This window comes from Algoriphagus antarcticus (assembly GCF_002150685.1).
Lineage (GTDB): Bacteria > Bacteroidota > Bacteroidia > Cytophagales > Cyclobacteriaceae > Algoriphagus > Algoriphagus antarcticus.
Genome location: NZ_MSSW01000081.1, coordinates 13,452 through 31,613 on the forward strand (window position 1 = coordinate 13,452; position 18,162 = coordinate 31,613).

The window sequence follows — 18,162 nt, forward strand, 5'->3', positions numbered from 1 at the left end:
CTGAAAGGGGTAATGGAAAACTAAATAGCTGGTTGATCATTTTTTAGAGATCTGCTTTTTTCATAGCAATAAACTAATAGTATGATAATGATTTAATTATAAGCCAATTTAAATCCCTTTGTAATTTGAAGTCATGAAATTATATAACCAGAAGTGGTTTCCATTTACATTCATGGCTTTTGGACTCATACTACACTTTTTGGCGATTGGGTCTTTCAGCATTTATATTTTGGACGAAACCAAAAATGCAACTGCCGCTTTGGAAATGATGCGGAATAACGAATGGATTCTACCGACTTTCAATGGAATGCCACGCTTTGATAAGCCCCCGCTCCATTATTTTTTTTTCATATTGAGTTACAAGATTTTTGGAGTTAATCCCATTGCTGCAAGGTTTTTTCCAGCCTTGGCTGGTTGGATCTGTTTTATGATTGTCTATGTGTATTCCTCGAAATCATTTGGAAGGAAAGCCGGTTTTTTTGCTGGCTTGGCATTGCTTTCTTCCATTCATTGGATCGTCCAATTCCATTTAGCTGTACCTGACCCATTTTTGATCCTATTCATTTTTTTAGCTTTAATTAATTATGAAAGGTTTGTATCCTCAGATTTTCGATCAAAGTATTATTTGAGATTATCTGCGTTATTTTTAGCATTTGCCACTTTGAGCAAAGGGCCTGTGGCCATTGTTCTGGTAGGTCTTACTGTTCTACTTTTTATGCTACTGGATACAAAACCATTTAAACTCCATTTCAAAGCAATAGTAGATCAGAAAGCTTGGATAATATTTTTAATAGTTGCTTTGCCTTGGTTTGTTTTAATTTCTTGGAAAACCAACGGGGTCTGGTTGGTGGAATTTATTTTTCAGCACAACTTAAATCGTTTTTCTGCCCCGATGGAAGGGCATGGCGGTGGTTTTTATTTATCGCTCCTCTTTGTTTTTATTGGGTTTTTACCTAATACCCTTGTATTGTTCTCAGCAATCAGAAAAGCATTTTTGTATCATAGATTGCCGGCAGTGATTTCCCTTTCTATTATTTTTTCTTTCGTCACCATAATCTTTTTTATGTTTTCAGGGACCAAATTGCCAAATTACACTGCGCCGATCTATCCATTATTAGCTTTAATCGTCGGTTGGTATTTTAGTTTTGAGCAGTCTCAGCGTTTCAAATGGCCATCTTATCTTTGCTCTTTATTGATTCTGATTCTTCCAATAGGACTATATTTTTCTTTCAAGTGGGTTGAGGTAAAAGAAATAGATGCGATTTCGGGTTGGTTTATGGTTCCTGCTTTAGTAGGTTTCATTTCATTGTTTTTGGCTCTTTCTAAAAAATGGGAACTGGCCTGGATCATGAGTAATTTTGGATTTGTTGCATTTACTGCACTTCTTATTATCCAGGCTTTCCCTTCTATTGATAGCAAAAATCCTGTAATAAATTCGGAAAGAATATGGAAGGACAGTCTCAGGGTTTTTCATTTTCGAAGCTTTAACCCCGCTTTTGTTTTTAACATGAATCGCGAGATTCCTGCTGTAGAACGCCATATTTTACAGTTGAAATCAGGTGATTTAATATTGACAAACAAGGAAAGTCTTCCTGATTTTAAAGAACTGCAAGTAGACGCATCACAGGTTTTTGAAGGTGGTGATCTCTTTGAAAACTCCGTGACAATAATTTTGAGAGTAGATTAACTAGAAAGGAATGAGCTGACCAAGAGCCCTTTTTCTTTTTGGATATAGACTTTTTCGGAATTTCTTTTTTGAAAAAAATTTTAACGTTAGCCACCTGCCACCATATGCAGAAATAACCCCTAAAACCGAGCCTGCTAATACATCGAGTACAAAATGCTGCATCAAATAGATTCTACTGAATCCAGTAAGTATGGCTATGCCCAGTAGTGCTAATTGAAGCCATATTTTCTTGGGACTCAGCATAGCTAGGGCACAAGTCAACATGAAAATTGTAGTTGTATGGCCTGAAGGAAAGGTGTTCCAATGGCTTATGTGTACTCCAGGTACTGTATAGATATCAAGACCTGAAAGGAATTCTAAAGGTCTTGGCGCTCCCCTAAACAATACTCTCTTACCTAAAGACACAAATATCATGTGAAAAAGCGTGGACCAAGCTAGTAATATTGCATAGCTATATTTTACAAAGAGCAAAAATATGATAGGAAGGATCAGAATCGCCCCGTCCCCCAAATGAGTAATCCCAGCAAAAACACTATCGAAAATGGGATCATGCGCCTTGTTAACAATTAATTCAAATTTGCCTTTCTCATACAAGGGAAGAAATAGACAAGCAACGATTAATAGGATACAATATGCCTTAAAATACTCCTTTGCGTAGGTTTTTTTCCTTTTCATAGCTTTTGAAAAGCTAGGCAGAGAAGGGAGGAATTTTGTTATGCCATTATTATAAGTTCTTTAATTCCTCTTTAAAAACCAACTGTTTTAAGGGGTCATGTCCTAGTAGCTGTGCTTAATTTTAAACTATGGCTAATTATATTAAATCAAGTCATATTACCTACAAGTGCGATAATCATATGGTTTGGGATCCAAATACCTTTCGCATTTTAAAGGGATCTATCCAAAGGTTTGTATATCAATATTTTAAGGTGCTTTCGTGTAAAAGAGCTGTAATATTGAAGAGCTTAAGAGCTGTAATATTGAAGAGCTTAATGTTCAGATTGTCATTTTCTTTTTTTTTGCTTGTGTACCTCCAAAAGTTTCTATTTCATAGTTGATTGGTTCATTGAAGGAAATCTGGTCTATAGGAAAGAATCTGAATATCTTTGAACTGTAATTTTTTTAATAAACTTTTAAAAGTTTAATATTTGTATACTTTTTTTATTAAAATTTTGGTAATCAAAAGGAAATATTGGGGAAAATGATAAGTCTCAGCAATATCTAAATTCATAATTTATAAGGCAAATGAGTATGTTTTTGGTCGAGTTAACAAAAGATTATTTCATTTTTTGGTAAAGTTGATTTAATCTCAATCCGCCAGAATAAGTATAGTTTCGTTAAAATTTTTAACCAAAAATATTACTTATTCAAAACCTCTACTCTAAAATGACTGCTAAAAAAAGCATTTGGCAATGTATGATAACGGCTTGCCTGCTGTTTATCATCAATTTTTCTTTCGCCCAAGAAAGCATGATCGAAGGAAAAGTAATTGACGCAAATAATGAGCCTCTACCCGGAGCTACAGTTCTGGTAAAAGGTACCAGCCGTGGTACGGTAACTGATATTGACGGAACTTATTCTATTCAGGCATCTCCCGGTGAGACGCTTGTATTTTCTTTTGTAGGATATGAAGAACATGAAAAAATAATAGGAAACGCAACCCTCATTAACGCTACCCTTAATGAAGGATTGGCACTCAACGAAGTGGTGGTGACAGCTCTGGGAGTAGAAAGGGAGACCAAAGCTTTGGGGTATGCTATTCAGGAAGTGGATGGGGATAGATTTACAGAAGCTCGTGAGACCAATGTAGTGAACTCACTAAGTGGCCGTGTAGCCGGTGTGCAAATCACCAATTCTTCTTCTGGACTGGGTGGTTCCAGTAGAGTGGTAATCAGAGGTGAATCTTCTCTCAATATCAATTCAAACCAACCACTATTTGTAGTTAATGGAGTTCCTATTTCCAACAACATTGTAGGATCTTCAGGTTCCAGTAATCAGGAAGTGGATTATGGGAATTCAGCAGGCGAAATCAATCCGGATGATATTGCTTCTATGACCGTATTGAAAGGCCCTGCGGCGGCGGCACTTTATGGTTCTAGAGCTGCGAATGGCGCGATTTTGATTACAACCAAAACGGCTAAAAATAAAAAAGGACTAGGAATCACAATTAATTCCAATACGACTTTCGATAATGCACTAAGACTTCCAGATTGGCAAAATACTTACGGACAAGGTAATAATGGTCAGTTTGAGTTTGTGGATGGTACTGGTTCTGGTATCGCTGATGGGGTGGATGAAAGCTGGGGACCTAGACTTGATGATGGGTTGCAAATTACCCAATTTGACTCTCCTAGAGATGTGCCAGGCTTCAGAGGTGGTGATTTGAATGCTCCGGCAGGCAGCACGATCCTAGCTACTCCGTGGGTTTCCAATCCCGATAACATAACTGACTTCTTCCAGACAGGTGTGACACTTTCAAATAATGTAGCACTTTCAGCAGCAAATGAGAGTGCTAATATTCGTCTTTCGTGGACCAATCTGGATCAAACTGGGATTGTACCCAATACAGATTTGAAAAGGAATACCATTTCAATGAATGGAGGTCTCAATCTTACAGATAAGCTTACTGTCAATACGACTGTCAATTTTCAGCGAACTGACAGTGACAACAGGCCAAATATAAGCTACGGTACAGAAAATCTCATGTACTTATGGATTTGGTATGGTCGTCAGATCAATACCGCAAACCTGAGAGATTACTGGATGGCTGGAAGCGAAGGTGAGCAGCAGTTTAATTACAACTATAATTATCACGATAACCCGTATTTCAATGTTTATGAAAATACAAATGGACAGTCTAAGGATAGAATCTACGGTAATATTTCAGTGAACTACAAGTTTACAGACAAATTGAACTTGATGTTGAGAACTGGGCTGGATACTTATAACGAACTGAGAGACAGAAAAAGAGCCTTCAGTACACAGCGTTTTCCGAAAGGAAATTACAGAGAAGATAATTTGTATTTCTCAGAAACAAATTCTGATTTTTTGCTGACCTATTCCGAATCTACCAATCCAGTATTTACCTATAGCATTGCTGTAGGTGGGAATCAAATGCGTCAGGAAAACAGATACGTGCAGACTGTAGCTCCTCAGTTATTGATCCCTGATATATACAACTTCACCAATACAGCAGTAAACCTTGAGGTGGCTCAGTATAACTCGGAAAAGCGCATCAACTCTTTGTATGGTTTTGGCCAGATTGGTTACAAAAATATTCTTTTCCTTGATATTACAGGCAGAAATGACTGGTCAAGTACTTTACCTTCAGATAACAATAGCTATTTCTACCCTTCAGCCACCTTCGGAGCAGTAATCTCTGATATGTTGACCATGCCGAAATTTGTTTCATTCCTGAAAGCTAGATTGGCCTATGCGGAGGTAGGAAATGATACAGATCCATACAGCCTTTCCAATGTGTATAGCTCTCAAACTGCGTGGGGATCTATCCAGTCAAAATCAGAATCAAACAGACTTTCTAACTCAGGATTAAAACCTGAAAGAACAGGAGCTTTTGAAACTGGTCTTGATGTAAGATTCTTTGAAGGAAGACTGGGTGTTGACTTCACCTACTTTGATAATCGTACGAGAAACCAGATCATTCCAATTGAACTGGATATAGCTACAGGCTATGCCTCCCGAATAATCAATGCTGGAGAAATTCAAAATAAGGGAATAGAAATCGTCCTAAGTGCTAATCCGGTGAATACTTCCAGTGGATTTAATTGGAGCTTTCTTGCCAACTTCACACGAAACAGAGGTAAAGTATTGGAGCTAACTGAAGGTCTGGACACTTACACCCTGACAGGCAGAAACGGAGCAAACATCCAAGCGAGAGTAGGCGAGAGAATGGGGAATATCTACGGAAGAGGCTTCTCCAGAGTAGAAGATGAAAATTCTGAATATTTCGGTCAGATCATACACAACTCTACCGGTACACCGCTTTTGGATCCTGAATTGAAACTTCAGGGTAATTATAATCCAGACTGGATGCTAGGCTGGCAGAATAACCTAAGCTACAAAGGAATCAACTTGGGTTTCTTGTTTGACTTCAGATATGGCGGTATAGTTGTTTCAAGAACAAAAACTATAGGTAGTACTTCAGGTCAATTGGCTGAGACGCTTTTTGGTCGTGAATCAGGTTACGATCTGGAAGGCGAAGGTAACGGCATTATCAGTGAAGGCATAGTAGCAAATGCAGATGGGTCTTACAGCCCGAATACCTTTGAAACAACTTCTAGGAATTGGCACAATAGGTACTATGAAAGAGGTAACGTAGAAGCTGCCAAATATGAAGCTACGTTCTTGAAGCTGAGAGAAGTAACATTAGGTTACACGATTCCTAAATCCATCTTGGGCAGGTTGCCATTTGAAGATGTGAAAATCTCTTTGGTAGGCAGAAATCTAGCGCTTTGGACAGAGAATCCGCACTTCGATCCTGAGACTATGGCAATGGGTGGAGGTACTCTGATACCGGGTGTGGAGGATATGGCTTTTCCCTCTACCAGAAGCATGGGCTTTAATATCAATATAAAGTTTTAAGTAGCGTTAGGTTGAATCTAAAAAACTCTGAAAACCAGAAAATTATGAATTTCAATACAAAATATATAGCAGGAATCTGGGTAGCAGCAATGCTTTCGCTGAGCAGCTGTGACAAGGATTTCGAAGAAGTAAACATAAATCCTAACAGCCCAGAGACGGTTTCTTCAAGTTTGCTTTTACCCACAATCATCCGAAATACTACGAATGAAATCGCTGGAAAGGCTTGGGGTTATGGTAATGTAGTAATGCAGCAGACGGCCAAGATCCAGTTTACCAATGAAGACAGGTACAACTGGGGGCCGGAAGGAGATCCTTATGGGACGTTTTACAATTCCATGCGGGATTTGAGTAATGTGATTGAGATCTCATCCGAAGCTGGGCAAAGTAATTACGTCGGTATAGCACTTGTATTAAGAGCTAGTCTTTATTCATTTATGACGGATGCCTATGGTGATTTGCCCTATGTGGAGGCTACACAGGCTAAGTCAGAAGTAAATTACCCGGTTTTTGATACGCAAGAAGATATTTATAAGGGGATTCTTTCAGAGCTGGAGCAGGCAAATACCTTACTTGGATCTACATCAGAAAGCGTTGAAGGAGATATTCTGTTCGATGGAGATGTGATGAGATGGAAGAAATATGCAAACTCCCTTAGGCTTCGAATCCTGATGAGACTTTCTGACCGTATGAATCCAGCGGCAGACATGCAGGCGATAGTATCTAATCCTACACAGTTCCCGATTTTCACTTCCAATGACGATCACGCGCTGTTGCAATACCTTCAGGATGTGCCGAATCAGCATATTTTATACACTACCCGCTCTGGTTCATTTGATGAGTATAGATTGAGTGAAAAAATGGAAAGTGTCCTCAAAGATCTGAATGACCCAAGATTGTATGCCTATGCACAGCCGACGAATGATTCCGGCGCAGGAGTGATTGGAGCGAAGGACGCTTATCAGGGTGTGCCAAACGGTTTGGCTGATGAAGAAGCGTTGGCTTATTCTCCATCGGGAGATCCTGCTAAAGGTGGTTCTAATTTTATCTCCAGGGTCGGTTATCTATGGTCTTGTTCTGCATGTACATCCTTGGCCAATCCTATTGGAGCTCAGGCGATTTTGATGAGCTATTCTGAGCTTCAGTTTGTATTGGCAGAAGCTAGAGAAAGAGGATATATTACTACTGGCACAGCTGAAGATTATTATACTAATGGTGTTAAGTCTTCTTTTGCTTACTATAAAAGTCGCTATGAAGTTATCGATCTTCCCCAGATTGCAGATAAGTTGGTAGTGGGAGACGCATATTTTGCGCAGTCAGGAGTAACCTATACAGGATCTAGTGAAGAGAAACTGGCAAAGATCGGTACTCAAAAATGGCTTGCTTTATTTTTCTCAGGTATGGAAGGCTGGTATGACTGGAGAAGAACGGATTATCCTAAAATCACCCCTGGCCCAGCGGCATACATCAGTACGGTACCAGTTCGCTTCATGTATCCAGGAAGTGTCCAGGCATTAAACAAGCAGAATTATGAAATTGCATTAGCTCGTCAAGGCGCAGATGCTATCACTACACATGTGTGGTGGGATGTGGATTAGAAAAGGGTGAACGGAAACAAAAGACCCGCATAAGCCGGATAGGTAGGAAAGTATTCTTATCCTCTGAATTTACTTAGTTCAACGTTGCTTTTGCCTTCACTGAATTTAGAAATGATTATAGAAAAATAAGGTCACTCTTCAACTTCAGTTGGAAGGTGGCTTTTTTTTTAAAAGTGGAGTAAATTTCTATTATTACTTAATAGAAATTGGATGAAAACATAAGAAAGAAAAGTCCAGCCAAGAGGGTCTGGGTTATAAAGGAAGATAATCATATATAAGCTCTTAAAGATTGAAATAGAACTAATAACATTAAAAAATTATATTTAAAAATTCAATTGTTTTGATTGCTTTAAGGGATTACTTTTCCAGACCGCAATTTTAAAAGCTCAGGATTACAACACTGAAAATGTCATTTTGATCACTTTGGATGGTATGCGATGGCAAGAAGTTTTCAAACGCGGTGATTCCTTGATGGTGGACGATACTGGGATAATCAAAGGGCCAGGATCTCTTTTGGAAGATTTTTGGAACGAAAAACCGCTTTGGTAAAGAGTAACGTTATTTCCTTTTTTCTGGAATACCCTTGCAAAAGAAGGTCAGATCTTTCTCCCGAGGAAATCCTGACAAACAAGATGCAATCCGAAATCCGTGGTCCTTGGGGCGGAGTGAGACTGGATGTATTTAAACAAAACTATGCGATGGCGGCTTTGAAAAATAAGAAGCCAAGAATACTTTATATTTCCTACGGAGAGACCGATAACTGGGCACAAGAAAATCACTACGATCAATACCTCTGGCCTTCCAAGCAAACGGATGCTTACATCAAGGAAATCTGGGATTTTATACAATCAGATCTTCAATACAAGGACAAGACTACGATAAATATCACTACCGATCACGGTCGTGGAATTACCAAGACTTCTTGGAGAGGTCACGGTTCCTCTATACCTGAAGCTGGAGAAATATGGATGGCTTCAATCGGCCCCGATACACCAGCTGCCGATGAAATGAAATCGCAAGGCCAACGGCAATCTGTGATGATCGCCCGAACCATTTTCCAGCTGCTGGGAATGGTATACCCTGATGCGAAGGCTGGAAAAGTGATCAACGAGATGTTGGAATGAGCCAAATAAAGTGTTTAGATTTAGGACTACTCTTTCTCATTTCCTACACAGCTGAATCTGGACAAGATGCCTCTCCAACATTTTGAGGGGTGTTTTCTCAAATGAAAAATCTATCTCCTCACTTTTTTAAAAATGGGTTGCGACGATTAGATTAAGCCATGTAACACTAGCTGATTAATTGTTCGGCCATCCGTATGTAGCTTTCCAAATCGGGAAGGGGAACGTGTTCTTTTTTTGCCATTTCGTCCCAAGTGCGCATCTTAAGTGACAACTCAAAGAGCGGGTCAGTCTCGAAGGCACGAGCTTCTTCTTCATTCATTTTCCCTCCTTGAAACTCAAGTGTTTTTCGGCTTGCTTCCGAGAGTTTTTCGAAATACTCTGGATATCTGTAGGTTAGGTAGCGCTTGGCCTGAACATGGTTTTCAACCAATTTGGCTATTCGCTCCGGAAACCCAAGGTCTCTTAAAAAGTCAGCTCCAATTTTCTCGTGGCTCAGTGTTCCATAACCATTCATGGAATCAAAGCCTCCCCTGTTGACACATAAGTTGCCGATGTCATGGAAAAATGCGGCCAAAATCACCTCGGTTTCTTGTCCTTCTTCTTCTGCAATTTGGGCAGATTGGCTCATGTGCTCAATCTGCGATACAGGCTCTCCGATATAGTCTCCGTGTCCAAACTTTCTGTAAAGATCAAACACCATGTCAATTCTTTTTGCACTGCTGATCTCAGATCCTTTGATTTTCATAACTGACAAATTTATATGTACTAAATAAAGTATTGAAATCATACTTCCCAAAAAAATTGTATTAAGGTTTTGTGATTTGGTAAAGAAGTGGTCAGATTTCCGATTGAAATCAATATTAATGATGATAATCTTTGTTTGGATTTTTCAAATTCTGAGGAGTTTTATGATAACATAACATATAAATAACAGGATTTTACGATTTCGATATATTTTGATGTTTAAGTTTACTAAACAATGTGATTATACGGAATCTTGCCAGTAGAAAATTTATAGGATCGAAGGAGCAAAGACACATTGAATTCTGGTTTACTTCGGTCATCGGTCTTCCAGCCCGTTGACCAAAGAGAATTTGCTTACTGGCAGAAAAGCGTACTTGCAGATTTAACAATTATAAAGTTGGTTTATTACTTCGGGGAGTGAGTGTTTTGAATGAAGCTCCCTTTTATTTTTGTTGACTTAAGCATGCATTTGTTTATCAAACTTCAAGCAATTAGTTTCCTTACCTGGCGAAAAGGACTATTTTATTATCTAAATCTTGCTGGACCTACTTTTATACTCTGGAATAAATAGATAGGTTAGCACTCCCAAAATAGCTGGACATGGAGCATGAAGTGATCGTACAGATCAGCAATAAAATAAAAAGTATTCGTAAAGAGAAAAGTATGACACTTCAGGATGTGGCCGATCGAGCAGGAGTCACTAAGGGCTTGATTTCACAGATTGAAAACAGTCGCACGATTCCATCTTTGCTAGTTCTGATTCAGATCATCAAAGCTTTAGAAATTGATTTGGATTCGTTTTTCACAGAGTTGAACCTACATACGAAAGAATCCTCGATATTGATCCAGCGTAAGTCAGCTTATGAGAGGTTTGAAAAGGAACCAGCAAATGGCTACGAGTATTTTCGAATTTTCACAAAGAAAGTTAAGCAAAGCACCATAGATATTGTGCTTCTCGAGATTCAGCCCGGATCTACAAGGGATTTTGTGCAGACTGATGCCTTTGAGTACAAATTCATTATCTCTGGGTCAGTACGGTATGTTTTCAGAGACCAGGAAATTGATCTTGAATCGGGAGATTCTATATTATTTGACGGAAGATTGGAGCATAATCCAGTGAATGTGGGTGATATTCCTGTGCATTTGCTGGTAGTTTATTTCTTTGAGGACAAAGCATAGAATGCCCTCGCAATTAGGTATATGGAAGGTTGTTTTGCATTAGTTTGTGTGGAGGAGCTGATCTAAAATATCTCTTGCGGTTTTAAACATTCTTAGCTCAAAACTTGTGGAAGTGATGTAACGGTTAGTTAGAGGAAGCCTCGAAACGTTTTCACTACAAATGGCAATCTAATGGGGCAAAACCCTCTAAGTTACCGACATTCCTCTTATCTGTATGAAGTAAATGCCTTCGTTGAGGTTAAATTTATCCTCTTTCATCCGAAATGTTATCATGTAGGTATGTAAGTGTCCAAAGAATACTCCCTGCACTTCATTATCTTCCATCAGCCTTAAAAGTATCTGAAGCGCCTGTCTCCGTAGCTGCTTTTACCTTTCCAAGTGTTGCCATTTTCATCATCATCGGAGTAGTAAAGAGCATGATACATCGATACGAAATTCTAGGTTGTTTTTCTAGTGAATCAGACTGGAGGCTACCACCTCTTCACCCAATCCAAAAGAGAGTGTCATGCCTGCGCCTCCCATTCCGTTGACAATGGTGACGGTGTCATCGATTTGATGGACAAATTCCGTCGCACCGTTGGTCATCTTAGGATAAATCCCATGCCAAGAACTGTCTATCTCCCAGTTCTTAAATTGAGCAAAAGTCCTGAGTACATCGAGGATCAGTTTGTTGATATGTTTAGTGTCAAAGGGTGTGAAGTTAAGTCCATATTCATGGCTATCACCTATGGTTAGTTCTCCCATGCCATTTTGGGATACCATGACATGAATGCCTAGGTCTATCAGTTCTTGGTACTGCTCGGCATAGATTTCCTTAAGCTTCGGCAATGAAGCTGCAACCTGAAAACCCTTGTAGTGTATAAAGCTCAACCCAGCGCATAGCGGGGGACCAATACGCCAATTCTCGGGTTGCTTCACAAGACGCATCATCTGAAGCTTACACTTAGTGATAGGAATAGACTCAAATAATTCTGGATATAAGGTCTCAAAATCAGCACCGCTACAGACGAATATTTTGTCAGCTGACCAAGATTTCTGACCGTTGTAAACTGTGTTTCCTTCGATGCGCGAGATGGCTCTGTTCCATATAAAGTCAACGCCATCGATGCTATCCAAGTAGTTGGCCGTTTTGGCGACGGCCTCGCGTGGATCCACAATCATTTCTTCTGATGTCCAAAGTGCGCCTTTAAGTCCTTTCTTAACGATTGCAGGACTTTTTGCGAGTGTATCTTCTGGTGAAAGTTGCTGAGCCGAATTCTTGTCTTTCATGGCAGATACATATTCATAGACCACTTGAAGCTCAAGATCAGTGTGAGCCAAATGTAATGCTCCAGTTTGTTCAACCCAAAAACCTGCTTTTTGAGCCATTTCTAACCATATTTCACGGGTGCGTATCGCGCGGTCAAAGCTTGAGCCTTGAGCTTGGCCGATTGGCCAAATCATCCCAAAATTTCTTACGGATGCTCCCTGAGCTTGGGGATGACGCTCAATGACAGTCACTTTCCAGCCCTGAGCATGAAGTGCCCTAGTCACAGATAGCGCTACGATTCCTGCGCCAATTACGATAGCATGTTGTTGATTCATTAGTTGCGATTTTTATAAATACATCTAAAGTGTGATTAGGGTATTACTTGATACGAGGAATTAAGGAGTAGTTTAAAATGCCACTTCGTCTTTTGAAAATTAAACTTTAATCCTTTAGTCTTATTATCTGTTTCAGTTCTAGAAGTGAATCGATGATGAAATCTGGATCAGCGGTAGTGAGTTGGTCTGCCGTCTGTGCACCCGAAGTCACGCCAAGTGTCAGTCCGCATTCGGCTGCTTTTCCTTCCTTAATGTCGACGATTGTGTCACCTACTTTTGCCACTTCCTTTGAGTTGGATATCCCGCATTTTTCCATTGCCAGCAAAATCATGTCAGGAGCGGGTCTACTATTGGCCACATCGTCGGCGGTTACCAAAGCATCAAATGTCTGACCTTCGCTCCAGTTCAATTTATCCAACAGAGACCGTGCTGTTTTCGTATTGTACCCCGTATTCAGTGCTACTTTTACCCCGTTTTTTCGGAGAAATTCGAACAGCTCTGTCGTACCGTCGTATGTATTCACAGTTAAGTTTTCGTAGGATTTTTTTAACATTATAACAAAGTCTGAGAATGCAATCTGTGCATCTTTCTCAAGTATTTTAGAAGAGTTATAAGCAGGTTTCATAATGTCACGGATAGCCTGAAGCTTTTCTTTGCCCCCTCCATTCAGGAGCACATTGTTCAGTGTGAAATTATGACCAAGCTTATTGATAGCCAGTTGGAGGGTTTTGTAGACTACATTGTCTTCATTGACAGTAGTGCCTGCCATATCAAAAACGATAAGTTTGATGTAGTGTTTTTCGCTCATTTGCAGTCGATAATAAAGATGATTTTTTTTTAGTAGTTGGGTGTAATTCCTACTCGGTAAGAGCCGGATTCCTTGGCAATTGTAAAGGCTTTGTCCAATTCTTTCAATTGAAACTCAGCCCCCACAAGTGAATCAAAAGGGTAAGTCGAATGACTCGCTTTTAGAAATTTAATTGCGTAGGAAAGGTCTTCCGGTTTATAATTGTGCAGACCCTTGATAGTCAAGATTCTTCTCACGATAGACTCTGCACAGATTGAAACGTTTCGCTGAGAATATACTGCGCCTACCCAGATGGATATACCTCCTACATTAAGCAGATCGAGGCCTCTTTCCATGGCTTCCGTAGATCCAGAAGTCTCTATTACCACATCGATTCCGCCGATTGGTAGGATTTTTTTCTGGATTTCTTCCGGCGAATGACTGGCATTGATTCCCATGTCTGCTCCGAAGCGAAAAATGTTTTCGATACGCTGCAAGTTTAAATCCATGGCCAGCACCTTCTTTGCACCGGCAAATCTTGCCATCGTGCATGCAGAAATTCCAAGCATTCCAGCTCCAATGATCATCACATTTTTGTCCTGTACACTTCCTGCCAATCTAATAGCCCCTGCGATCGTCGCATGTGTGCAGTTTAACGGAGCGGCCTCTTTTTGGGAGATTCCTTCTGGAATTCTGAAAATATCTGTTCCGTTTCGTAAATGACAGTGTGTCGCAAATCCTCCACTTAGTACATCATTTTTCTGAATCTGCTCATGGCCATACTTAAAAAGTGATTTAGATTTTTGGGGAATTCCTTTGGTAGCCATGTCTGCTGTATGGTCATACGCATAGACTGACCAGGTGATTAGGTCACCTTTTTTAAGTGGGTTTCCGAGAAAATCCAGCATTTCGTTTTGAGGGAGATTAACAATCCGGCCGAGCATTTCGTGGCCTAGAACACTTGGTGCGGGGGTGCCTCGACGCCCAAAGTAGGAGTGAAGATCACTCGTGCAGATTGTTGCATAGGTGATCTCAACGATCACTTCACCTTGTTTTAAGGCAGGAAGATATACTGAAAGAGGGCGAAATGGCTTCTCAATTTCCTCAAAGACCATTGCTAAGGCTACTTTTTTCATCTACAAAAATTCTGTCTGTCGACCTGATGTAGTTTATAATTTACTATTGAAATGCTTACAAATAAACTTAAAAAATTTCCTAAGTGGAAAATTAATTTCTTGCTACAAAAATTAATAATCACTTAACATACAGGGTTCAAATTTCAGATTCGATGCAATACCTTTAGGTTAAAAAGTGAAATATGATATTATTAGTTTGTAGGTAGATGATTGATATTGATTTGGGATTTATTGATTTAGTTGTGTCGTGAGAAAAAGTAGCCGTAGCTTGATTTTTTGACTCTGGAGCTAGTTCTTAATTGTGATTATAAAAATTTCATAATATAAAAAATATGACCGTAGTATCTCAAAAATATCTTCCTGAAAGATCTACGATTTTGCTGATGGCTGGTGCATTTCTTTGCTACACGGGTATGTATGCTGTTCGTAAGGCATTTCTTGCTGGGCAATATCTAGAAATGGAGTTTTATGGAATGGATTTCAAGACTGTGTTGGTAATAAGTCAGGTGCTTGGCTATATGTTTTCGAAGTTTGTAGGGATCAAGCTGGTATCCGAAATGACCTCCAATAAGCGGGCAACTTCCTTAGTGGCTTTGGTCGGATTCGGCTTGCTCATGCTTTTGGCTTTCGCAATTTTGCCTATAAGTCTAAAGCCGTTTGCGCTGTTTCTGAATGGACTGCCTCTTGGAATGGTGTTTGGATTAGTTTTTTCTTATCTGGAAGGAAGGAAAAATACAGAACTTTTGGCTGCGGCATTGAGTGCGACTTTTATATTCTCTACGGGATTTGTGAAAACAGTAGGGTTATGGCTGATGCAGGATTTTGGAGTAGGTGAATTCATTATGCCGTTTCTCACGGGTTTGCTTTTCTTTCCACTTTTTTTGGTGTCAGTGAGAATGCTCAGCAGTTCTCAGCAGCGCTCTGCGGAAGATCTGAGTCTTCGGTCCGAACGGCTACCGATGGATGCCCGTCAGCGAATGGATTTTTTGCGAAAACACGGGCTGGTCTTTAGCGGTCTCGTGGTAGTCTATGTGCTTTTGACGATTGTGCGTGATTTTCGAGACAATTTCATGGTGGAATTTTGGGCGGAGCTGGGCATGCAAGGTAATCCTGAGCTGATCACGCTGACTGAGATTCCTGTAGCAGTGTTTGTTTTGCTGATTGCAGCTTTTGGAGTTTTGATTCGGGACAACCGAAAGGCATTTGATTATGGGGTCTATCTGAGCATCGCATGCTGCATTGGGATCGTATTGCTGACAATGTTGTTTGAAAAGGGAGCTATGTCGCCAATCTGGTGGATGGTTATCAACGGTGTCGGTCTTTATCTGCCTTACATTCTGTTTCACTGTCTGATCTTTGAGCGATTTATAGCGATGTTGCGCTTTACCGGGAATGTGGGTTTTCTGTTCTACACCGCTGACGCGCTGGGCTACACTGGAAGTGTGGGAGTGATGCTGTTCAAAGAATTCAGTGATTCGCAGGTGACTTGGGTCAATTTCCTGGGAGACCTCAATCAAATAGCTGGCACCATTATGACGGCTGTTTGCATTATAACGTTGTTTTTAATTCATGGAAAATCAAAAAAGCAGCCTGAATTTGCATTGAACACTTAATTCTTCATGATGAAATAAAGGACGAGCATTATCGCATCTGAAGTGGTTTCATTTTTGGGTACATGGGGAATATTGCCGTCAAAAATAGCGAGTCGCCTTCTTCAAGTCCGAATATTCCCGATCCAAGCTCGAACTTTATACTTCCTTTTATGAGGTAAATGTATTCTAATCCTGATGTGCTTTTGGCAAGAAAATATTCTGAAAGGGGTTACAGATTTTTAAAGTCTGTACCACCACTGAAGTAATCGCAAGCATCCGAACCAGGATTGCGCCCGTGCTACCCGAAGGTGCAACAGTTTAAAAATCGGCCTTACAAAGAGCTTCACTAATATACGAAAAAGTTGGAATGGTGCTGTCCCCCCTTAGCTTAAGAAGTAAATGTTTCAATATATGGAGGATTCTGACTAACGTTTTGTTATAAGTATTGAAAATAAGCAGTTTATAATCATTCCCTTTCGTTTATTCCATCATTATTCCTTAACTCCCGTTAGCTTATGAATACAATGGTTTAGCAACGTGAGGAATTGTGCACAACCTAATGCAGCCCTTTCTTCATGGTCTTCCTATTTCGTCCATTCTGTCCAAGGAATAACGAATGGTAAAACCAAACACCAAACCAAAAAGAATGCTTTGGAAAGAAAAAGGCTTCCCGTTTTGGTCCTGTTGTGCATGAAGGCCAATAGCATAAAACAAAAAAATGTTTGTTATATAAATGTATTTCCTATTCAGATAAATTAATTATTTCATTACTTCTATAACCAAAAGGTAGTCGTTATATCCATCGGCTTTCATTCCCGGGGGAGAAAATAGGAAAGTCCCGTTTTGGGGTAAATTGACTGCGACCGGAGTTACATTCCCATTTACCGGATCAATCCACCGGGCTTTGGCTTTACCCGAAAACTTCGACATGTCAACGGTAAGTTTCCCTTTGTTAGGGAAATATGCCATGGCTAGTTTTCCTTTTGGATCATATGCCAGAGAGATATAATCTTCTCCTCCAAAATTCCCGAACCCGTTAATCCCTACTTCGTGATACTGGTCGGGGATAAGTGTCCACCACTGAATTTCACCCATAAGTCGGGTCAGGTTTTTAACCATAATGCTGTTGGGCTCGTCAAGGGCCTTTTGCCATCCTTCTTTAAAGGGATAAATTTTGCTATGTCCCACGGCATGGCCTTTAGCACCGCAGGTAATTGCCCACAGCGGATTCCGGCGGACTGCATATAACTGCTCATTATTATCTTTAAAGCTATAGTTGGCAAGACCTTCATAAAAGCTTTCTCCTAAAATGACCGGCTTTACAGGTTTTAAATTGTAAGCATGGATGAATTCCACCGGGGCATAAGGATCGAGCCTTGGACAGTGATACGGATCGTAACAATAACCCATATTAAAGTCGTGCCAAGGTTCACGGTGAAAAAGTGCGGAACTTGAAGTGCTCGAACCATCGGAATACCTGCCCCCATGATAGCTCAATAGATGTTTGTTGTCGAAAAGATGAATCGTTTCCGACAATGCTTTTTGCGATTCGATATGCTCCCGTGGATTGATATCACCTCCGGTAAACCACATAATATTATCATGCTTTAAAAACCTTTTTGCAACATACTCTCCAAATGTTCTTGCATTTTCAACTGTTGTATATTTTTGCCAGTTGTTGCGCAACCAGAATACATTAATACTTAGTTGAATCCCCAGCTCTTTGGCTTTTTTCAGTACCCAGTCAATATGCTCAAAGTACTTTTCATTGGGCTGGCCAAATGGTTTTTTATCGAGAAATGCAGGTTCTCCATATCTGTTTACAAGGTCAACTTCCCAGGGTAACAGGGTAACCTGAATAGTATTAAATCCTTTTTCTGCTCGGTTTTTAAGGTACATTTCGGTTTCCTCTCTGGTTAGTTTCGAGAGCAATTCCCAGCCAGTACATGCCTGATAAAAGAAGGGCCGGTTATTCGAATCAGTAAAATACCGATTGTTTTTACTGATTTTTATCGGATATTCAACTGGCTCTGATGGATATGTGCTTGTTTTTGAATAGGTCCCTTTACCGGAAAGGAATACAAGCGAGAAAACAGCCAGGATGGTCAATTTTATTCTCATTGTCTTAAATTATT

At 40.0% G+C, this 18,162-nt stretch carries 12 protein-coding genes; 6 read left to right on the top strand and 6 right to left on the bottom strand.

The features are described from left to right. The first annotated feature begins 133 nt into the window (after positions 1–133). Positions 134–1,687 carry an ArnT family glycosyltransferase gene (locus BVH04_RS21970; protein ID WP_086543613.1) on the top strand — a complete coding sequence of 518 codons (1,554 nt, stop codon included), beginning with the start codon at positions 134–136 and terminating at the stop codon, positions 1,685–1,687. On the opposite strand, the gene BVH04_RS21975 is transcribed toward BVH04_RS21970, so the two are convergent. Beyond that, positions 1,688–2,362, bottom strand: a complete 675-nt coding sequence (locus BVH04_RS21975) for a phosphatase PAP2 family protein (protein ID WP_086543614.1) — start codon at positions 2,360–2,362, stop codon at positions 1,688–1,690. Positions 2,363–3,070: 708 nt separating this feature from the next. Between BVH04_RS21975 and BVH04_RS21980 the strand changes: the two genes are divergently transcribed. From BVH04_RS21980 to BVH04_RS21990, 3 genes are all read left to right on the top strand, one after another. Then, positions 3,071–6,286, top strand: coding sequence for a SusC/RagA family TonB-linked outer membrane protein (locus BVH04_RS21980; RefSeq protein ID WP_086543615.1), 3,216 nt, complete (start codon positions 3,071–3,073; stop codon positions 6,284–6,286). Positions 6,287–6,330: 44 nt separating this feature from the next. Continuing rightward, positions 6,331–7,881: a SusD/RagB family nutrient-binding outer membrane lipoprotein gene (locus tag BVH04_RS21985; protein WP_086543635.1), complete on the top strand. Its 1,551-nt coding sequence runs from the start codon at positions 6,331–6,333 to the stop codon at positions 7,879–7,881. A 632-nt stretch (positions 7,882–8,513) separates the two neighbouring features. Continuing rightward, positions 8,514–9,005 (top strand): alkaline phosphatase family protein, encoded by a 492-nt coding sequence (locus BVH04_RS21990; RefSeq protein ID WP_205635905.1) that lies wholly within the window; start codon positions 8,514–8,516, stop codon positions 9,003–9,005. A gap of 166 nt (positions 9,006–9,171) precedes the next feature. On the opposite strand, the gene BVH04_RS21995 is transcribed toward BVH04_RS21990, so the two are convergent. Beyond that, entirely contained in the window at positions 9,172–9,750 is a 579-nt protein-coding gene (locus BVH04_RS21995) for an HDIG domain-containing metalloprotein (protein WP_086543616.1), read from the bottom strand. Between the two features lie 599 nt (positions 9,751–10,349). On the opposite strand from BVH04_RS21995, the gene BVH04_RS22000 reads away from it, so the two are divergent. Next, on the top strand, positions 10,350–10,928 hold the full coding sequence (locus BVH04_RS22000) for a helix-turn-helix domain-containing protein (protein ID WP_086543617.1): 579 nt from the start codon (positions 10,350–10,352) through the stop codon (positions 10,926–10,928). 450 nt (positions 10,929–11,378) lie between these two features. Here the strand turns inward: BVH04_RS22000 and BVH04_RS22005 are convergent, their stop codons facing one another. The 3 genes from BVH04_RS22005 to BVH04_RS22015 form a co-directional block, all read right to left on the bottom strand. Further along, entirely contained in the window at positions 11,379–12,512 is a 1,134-nt protein-coding gene (locus BVH04_RS22005; protein ID WP_086543618.1) for a TIGR03364 family FAD-dependent oxidoreductase, read from the bottom strand. A gap of 106 nt (positions 12,513–12,618) precedes the next feature. Continuing rightward, a complete protein-coding gene (locus BVH04_RS22010) occupies positions 12,619–13,320 on the bottom strand; it encodes a phosphonatase-like hydrolase (RefSeq protein ID WP_086543619.1) in 702 nt (233 codons plus the stop codon). Positions 13,321–13,349: 29 nt separating this feature from the next. After that, positions 13,350–14,435: a zinc-binding dehydrogenase gene (locus BVH04_RS22015; RefSeq protein WP_086543620.1), complete on the bottom strand. Its 1,086-nt coding sequence runs from the start codon at positions 14,433–14,435 to the stop codon at positions 13,350–13,352. A gap of 332 nt (positions 14,436–14,767) precedes the next feature. Between BVH04_RS22015 and BVH04_RS22020 the strand changes: the two genes are divergently transcribed. After that, entirely contained in the window at positions 14,768–16,048 is a 1,281-nt protein-coding gene (locus tag BVH04_RS22020; protein WP_086543621.1) for a DUF5690 family protein, read from the top strand. A gap of 738 nt (positions 16,049–16,786) precedes the next feature. On the opposite strand, the gene BVH04_RS22025 is transcribed toward BVH04_RS22020, so the two are convergent. After that, positions 16,787–18,148, bottom strand: a complete 1,362-nt coding sequence (locus BVH04_RS22025; RefSeq protein ID WP_086543622.1) for an apiosidase-like domain-containing protein — start codon at positions 18,146–18,148, stop codon at positions 16,787–16,789. Between the last annotated feature and the right edge of the window lie 14 nt (positions 18,149–18,162).

What these genes read in the sequence shown, in the direction of transcription:
- BVH04_RS21980 (WP_086543615.1), top strand. Translation starts at nt 3,071, where the DNA reads ATGACTGCTAAAAAAAGCATTTGGCAATGTATGATAACGGCTTGCCTG.
- BVH04_RS22015 (WP_086543620.1), bottom strand. Translation starts at nt 14,435, where the DNA reads ATGAAAAAAGTAGCCTTAGCAATGGTCTTTGAGGAAATTGAGAAGCCA.
- BVH04_RS21990 (WP_205635905.1), top strand. Translation starts at nt 8,514, where the DNA reads ATGCAATCCGAAATCCGTGGTCCTTGGGGCGGAGTGAGACTGGATGTA.
- BVH04_RS21995 (WP_086543616.1), bottom strand. Translation starts at nt 9,750, where the DNA reads ATGAAAATCAAAGGATCTGAGATCAGCAGTGCAAAAAGAATTGACATG.
- BVH04_RS21970 (WP_086543613.1), top strand. Translation starts at nt 134, where the DNA reads ATGAAATTATATAACCAGAAGTGGTTTCCATTTACATTCATGGCTTTT.
- BVH04_RS22010 (WP_086543619.1), bottom strand. Translation starts at nt 13,320, where the DNA reads ATGAGCGAAAAACACTACATCAAACTTATCGTTTTTGATATGGCAGGC.
- BVH04_RS22000 (WP_086543617.1), top strand. Translation starts at nt 10,350, where the DNA reads ATGGAGCATGAAGTGATCGTACAGATCAGCAATAAAATAAAAAGTATT.
- BVH04_RS22020 (WP_086543621.1), top strand. Translation starts at nt 14,768, where the DNA reads ATGACCGTAGTATCTCAAAAATATCTTCCTGAAAGATCTACGATTTTG.
- BVH04_RS22005 (WP_086543618.1), bottom strand. Translation starts at nt 12,512, where the DNA reads ATGAATCAACAACATGCTATCGTAATTGGCGCAGGAATCGTAGCGCTA.
- BVH04_RS22025 (WP_086543622.1), bottom strand. Translation starts at nt 18,148, where the DNA reads ATGAGAATAAAATTGACCATCCTGGCTGTTTTCTCGCTTGTATTCCTT.
- BVH04_RS21975 (WP_086543614.1), bottom strand. Translation starts at nt 2,362, where the DNA reads ATGAAAAGGAAAAAAACCTACGCAAAGGAGTATTTTAAGGCATATTGT.
- BVH04_RS21985 (WP_086543635.1), top strand. Translation starts at nt 6,331, where the DNA reads ATGAATTTCAATACAAAATATATAGCAGGAATCTGGGTAGCAGCAATG.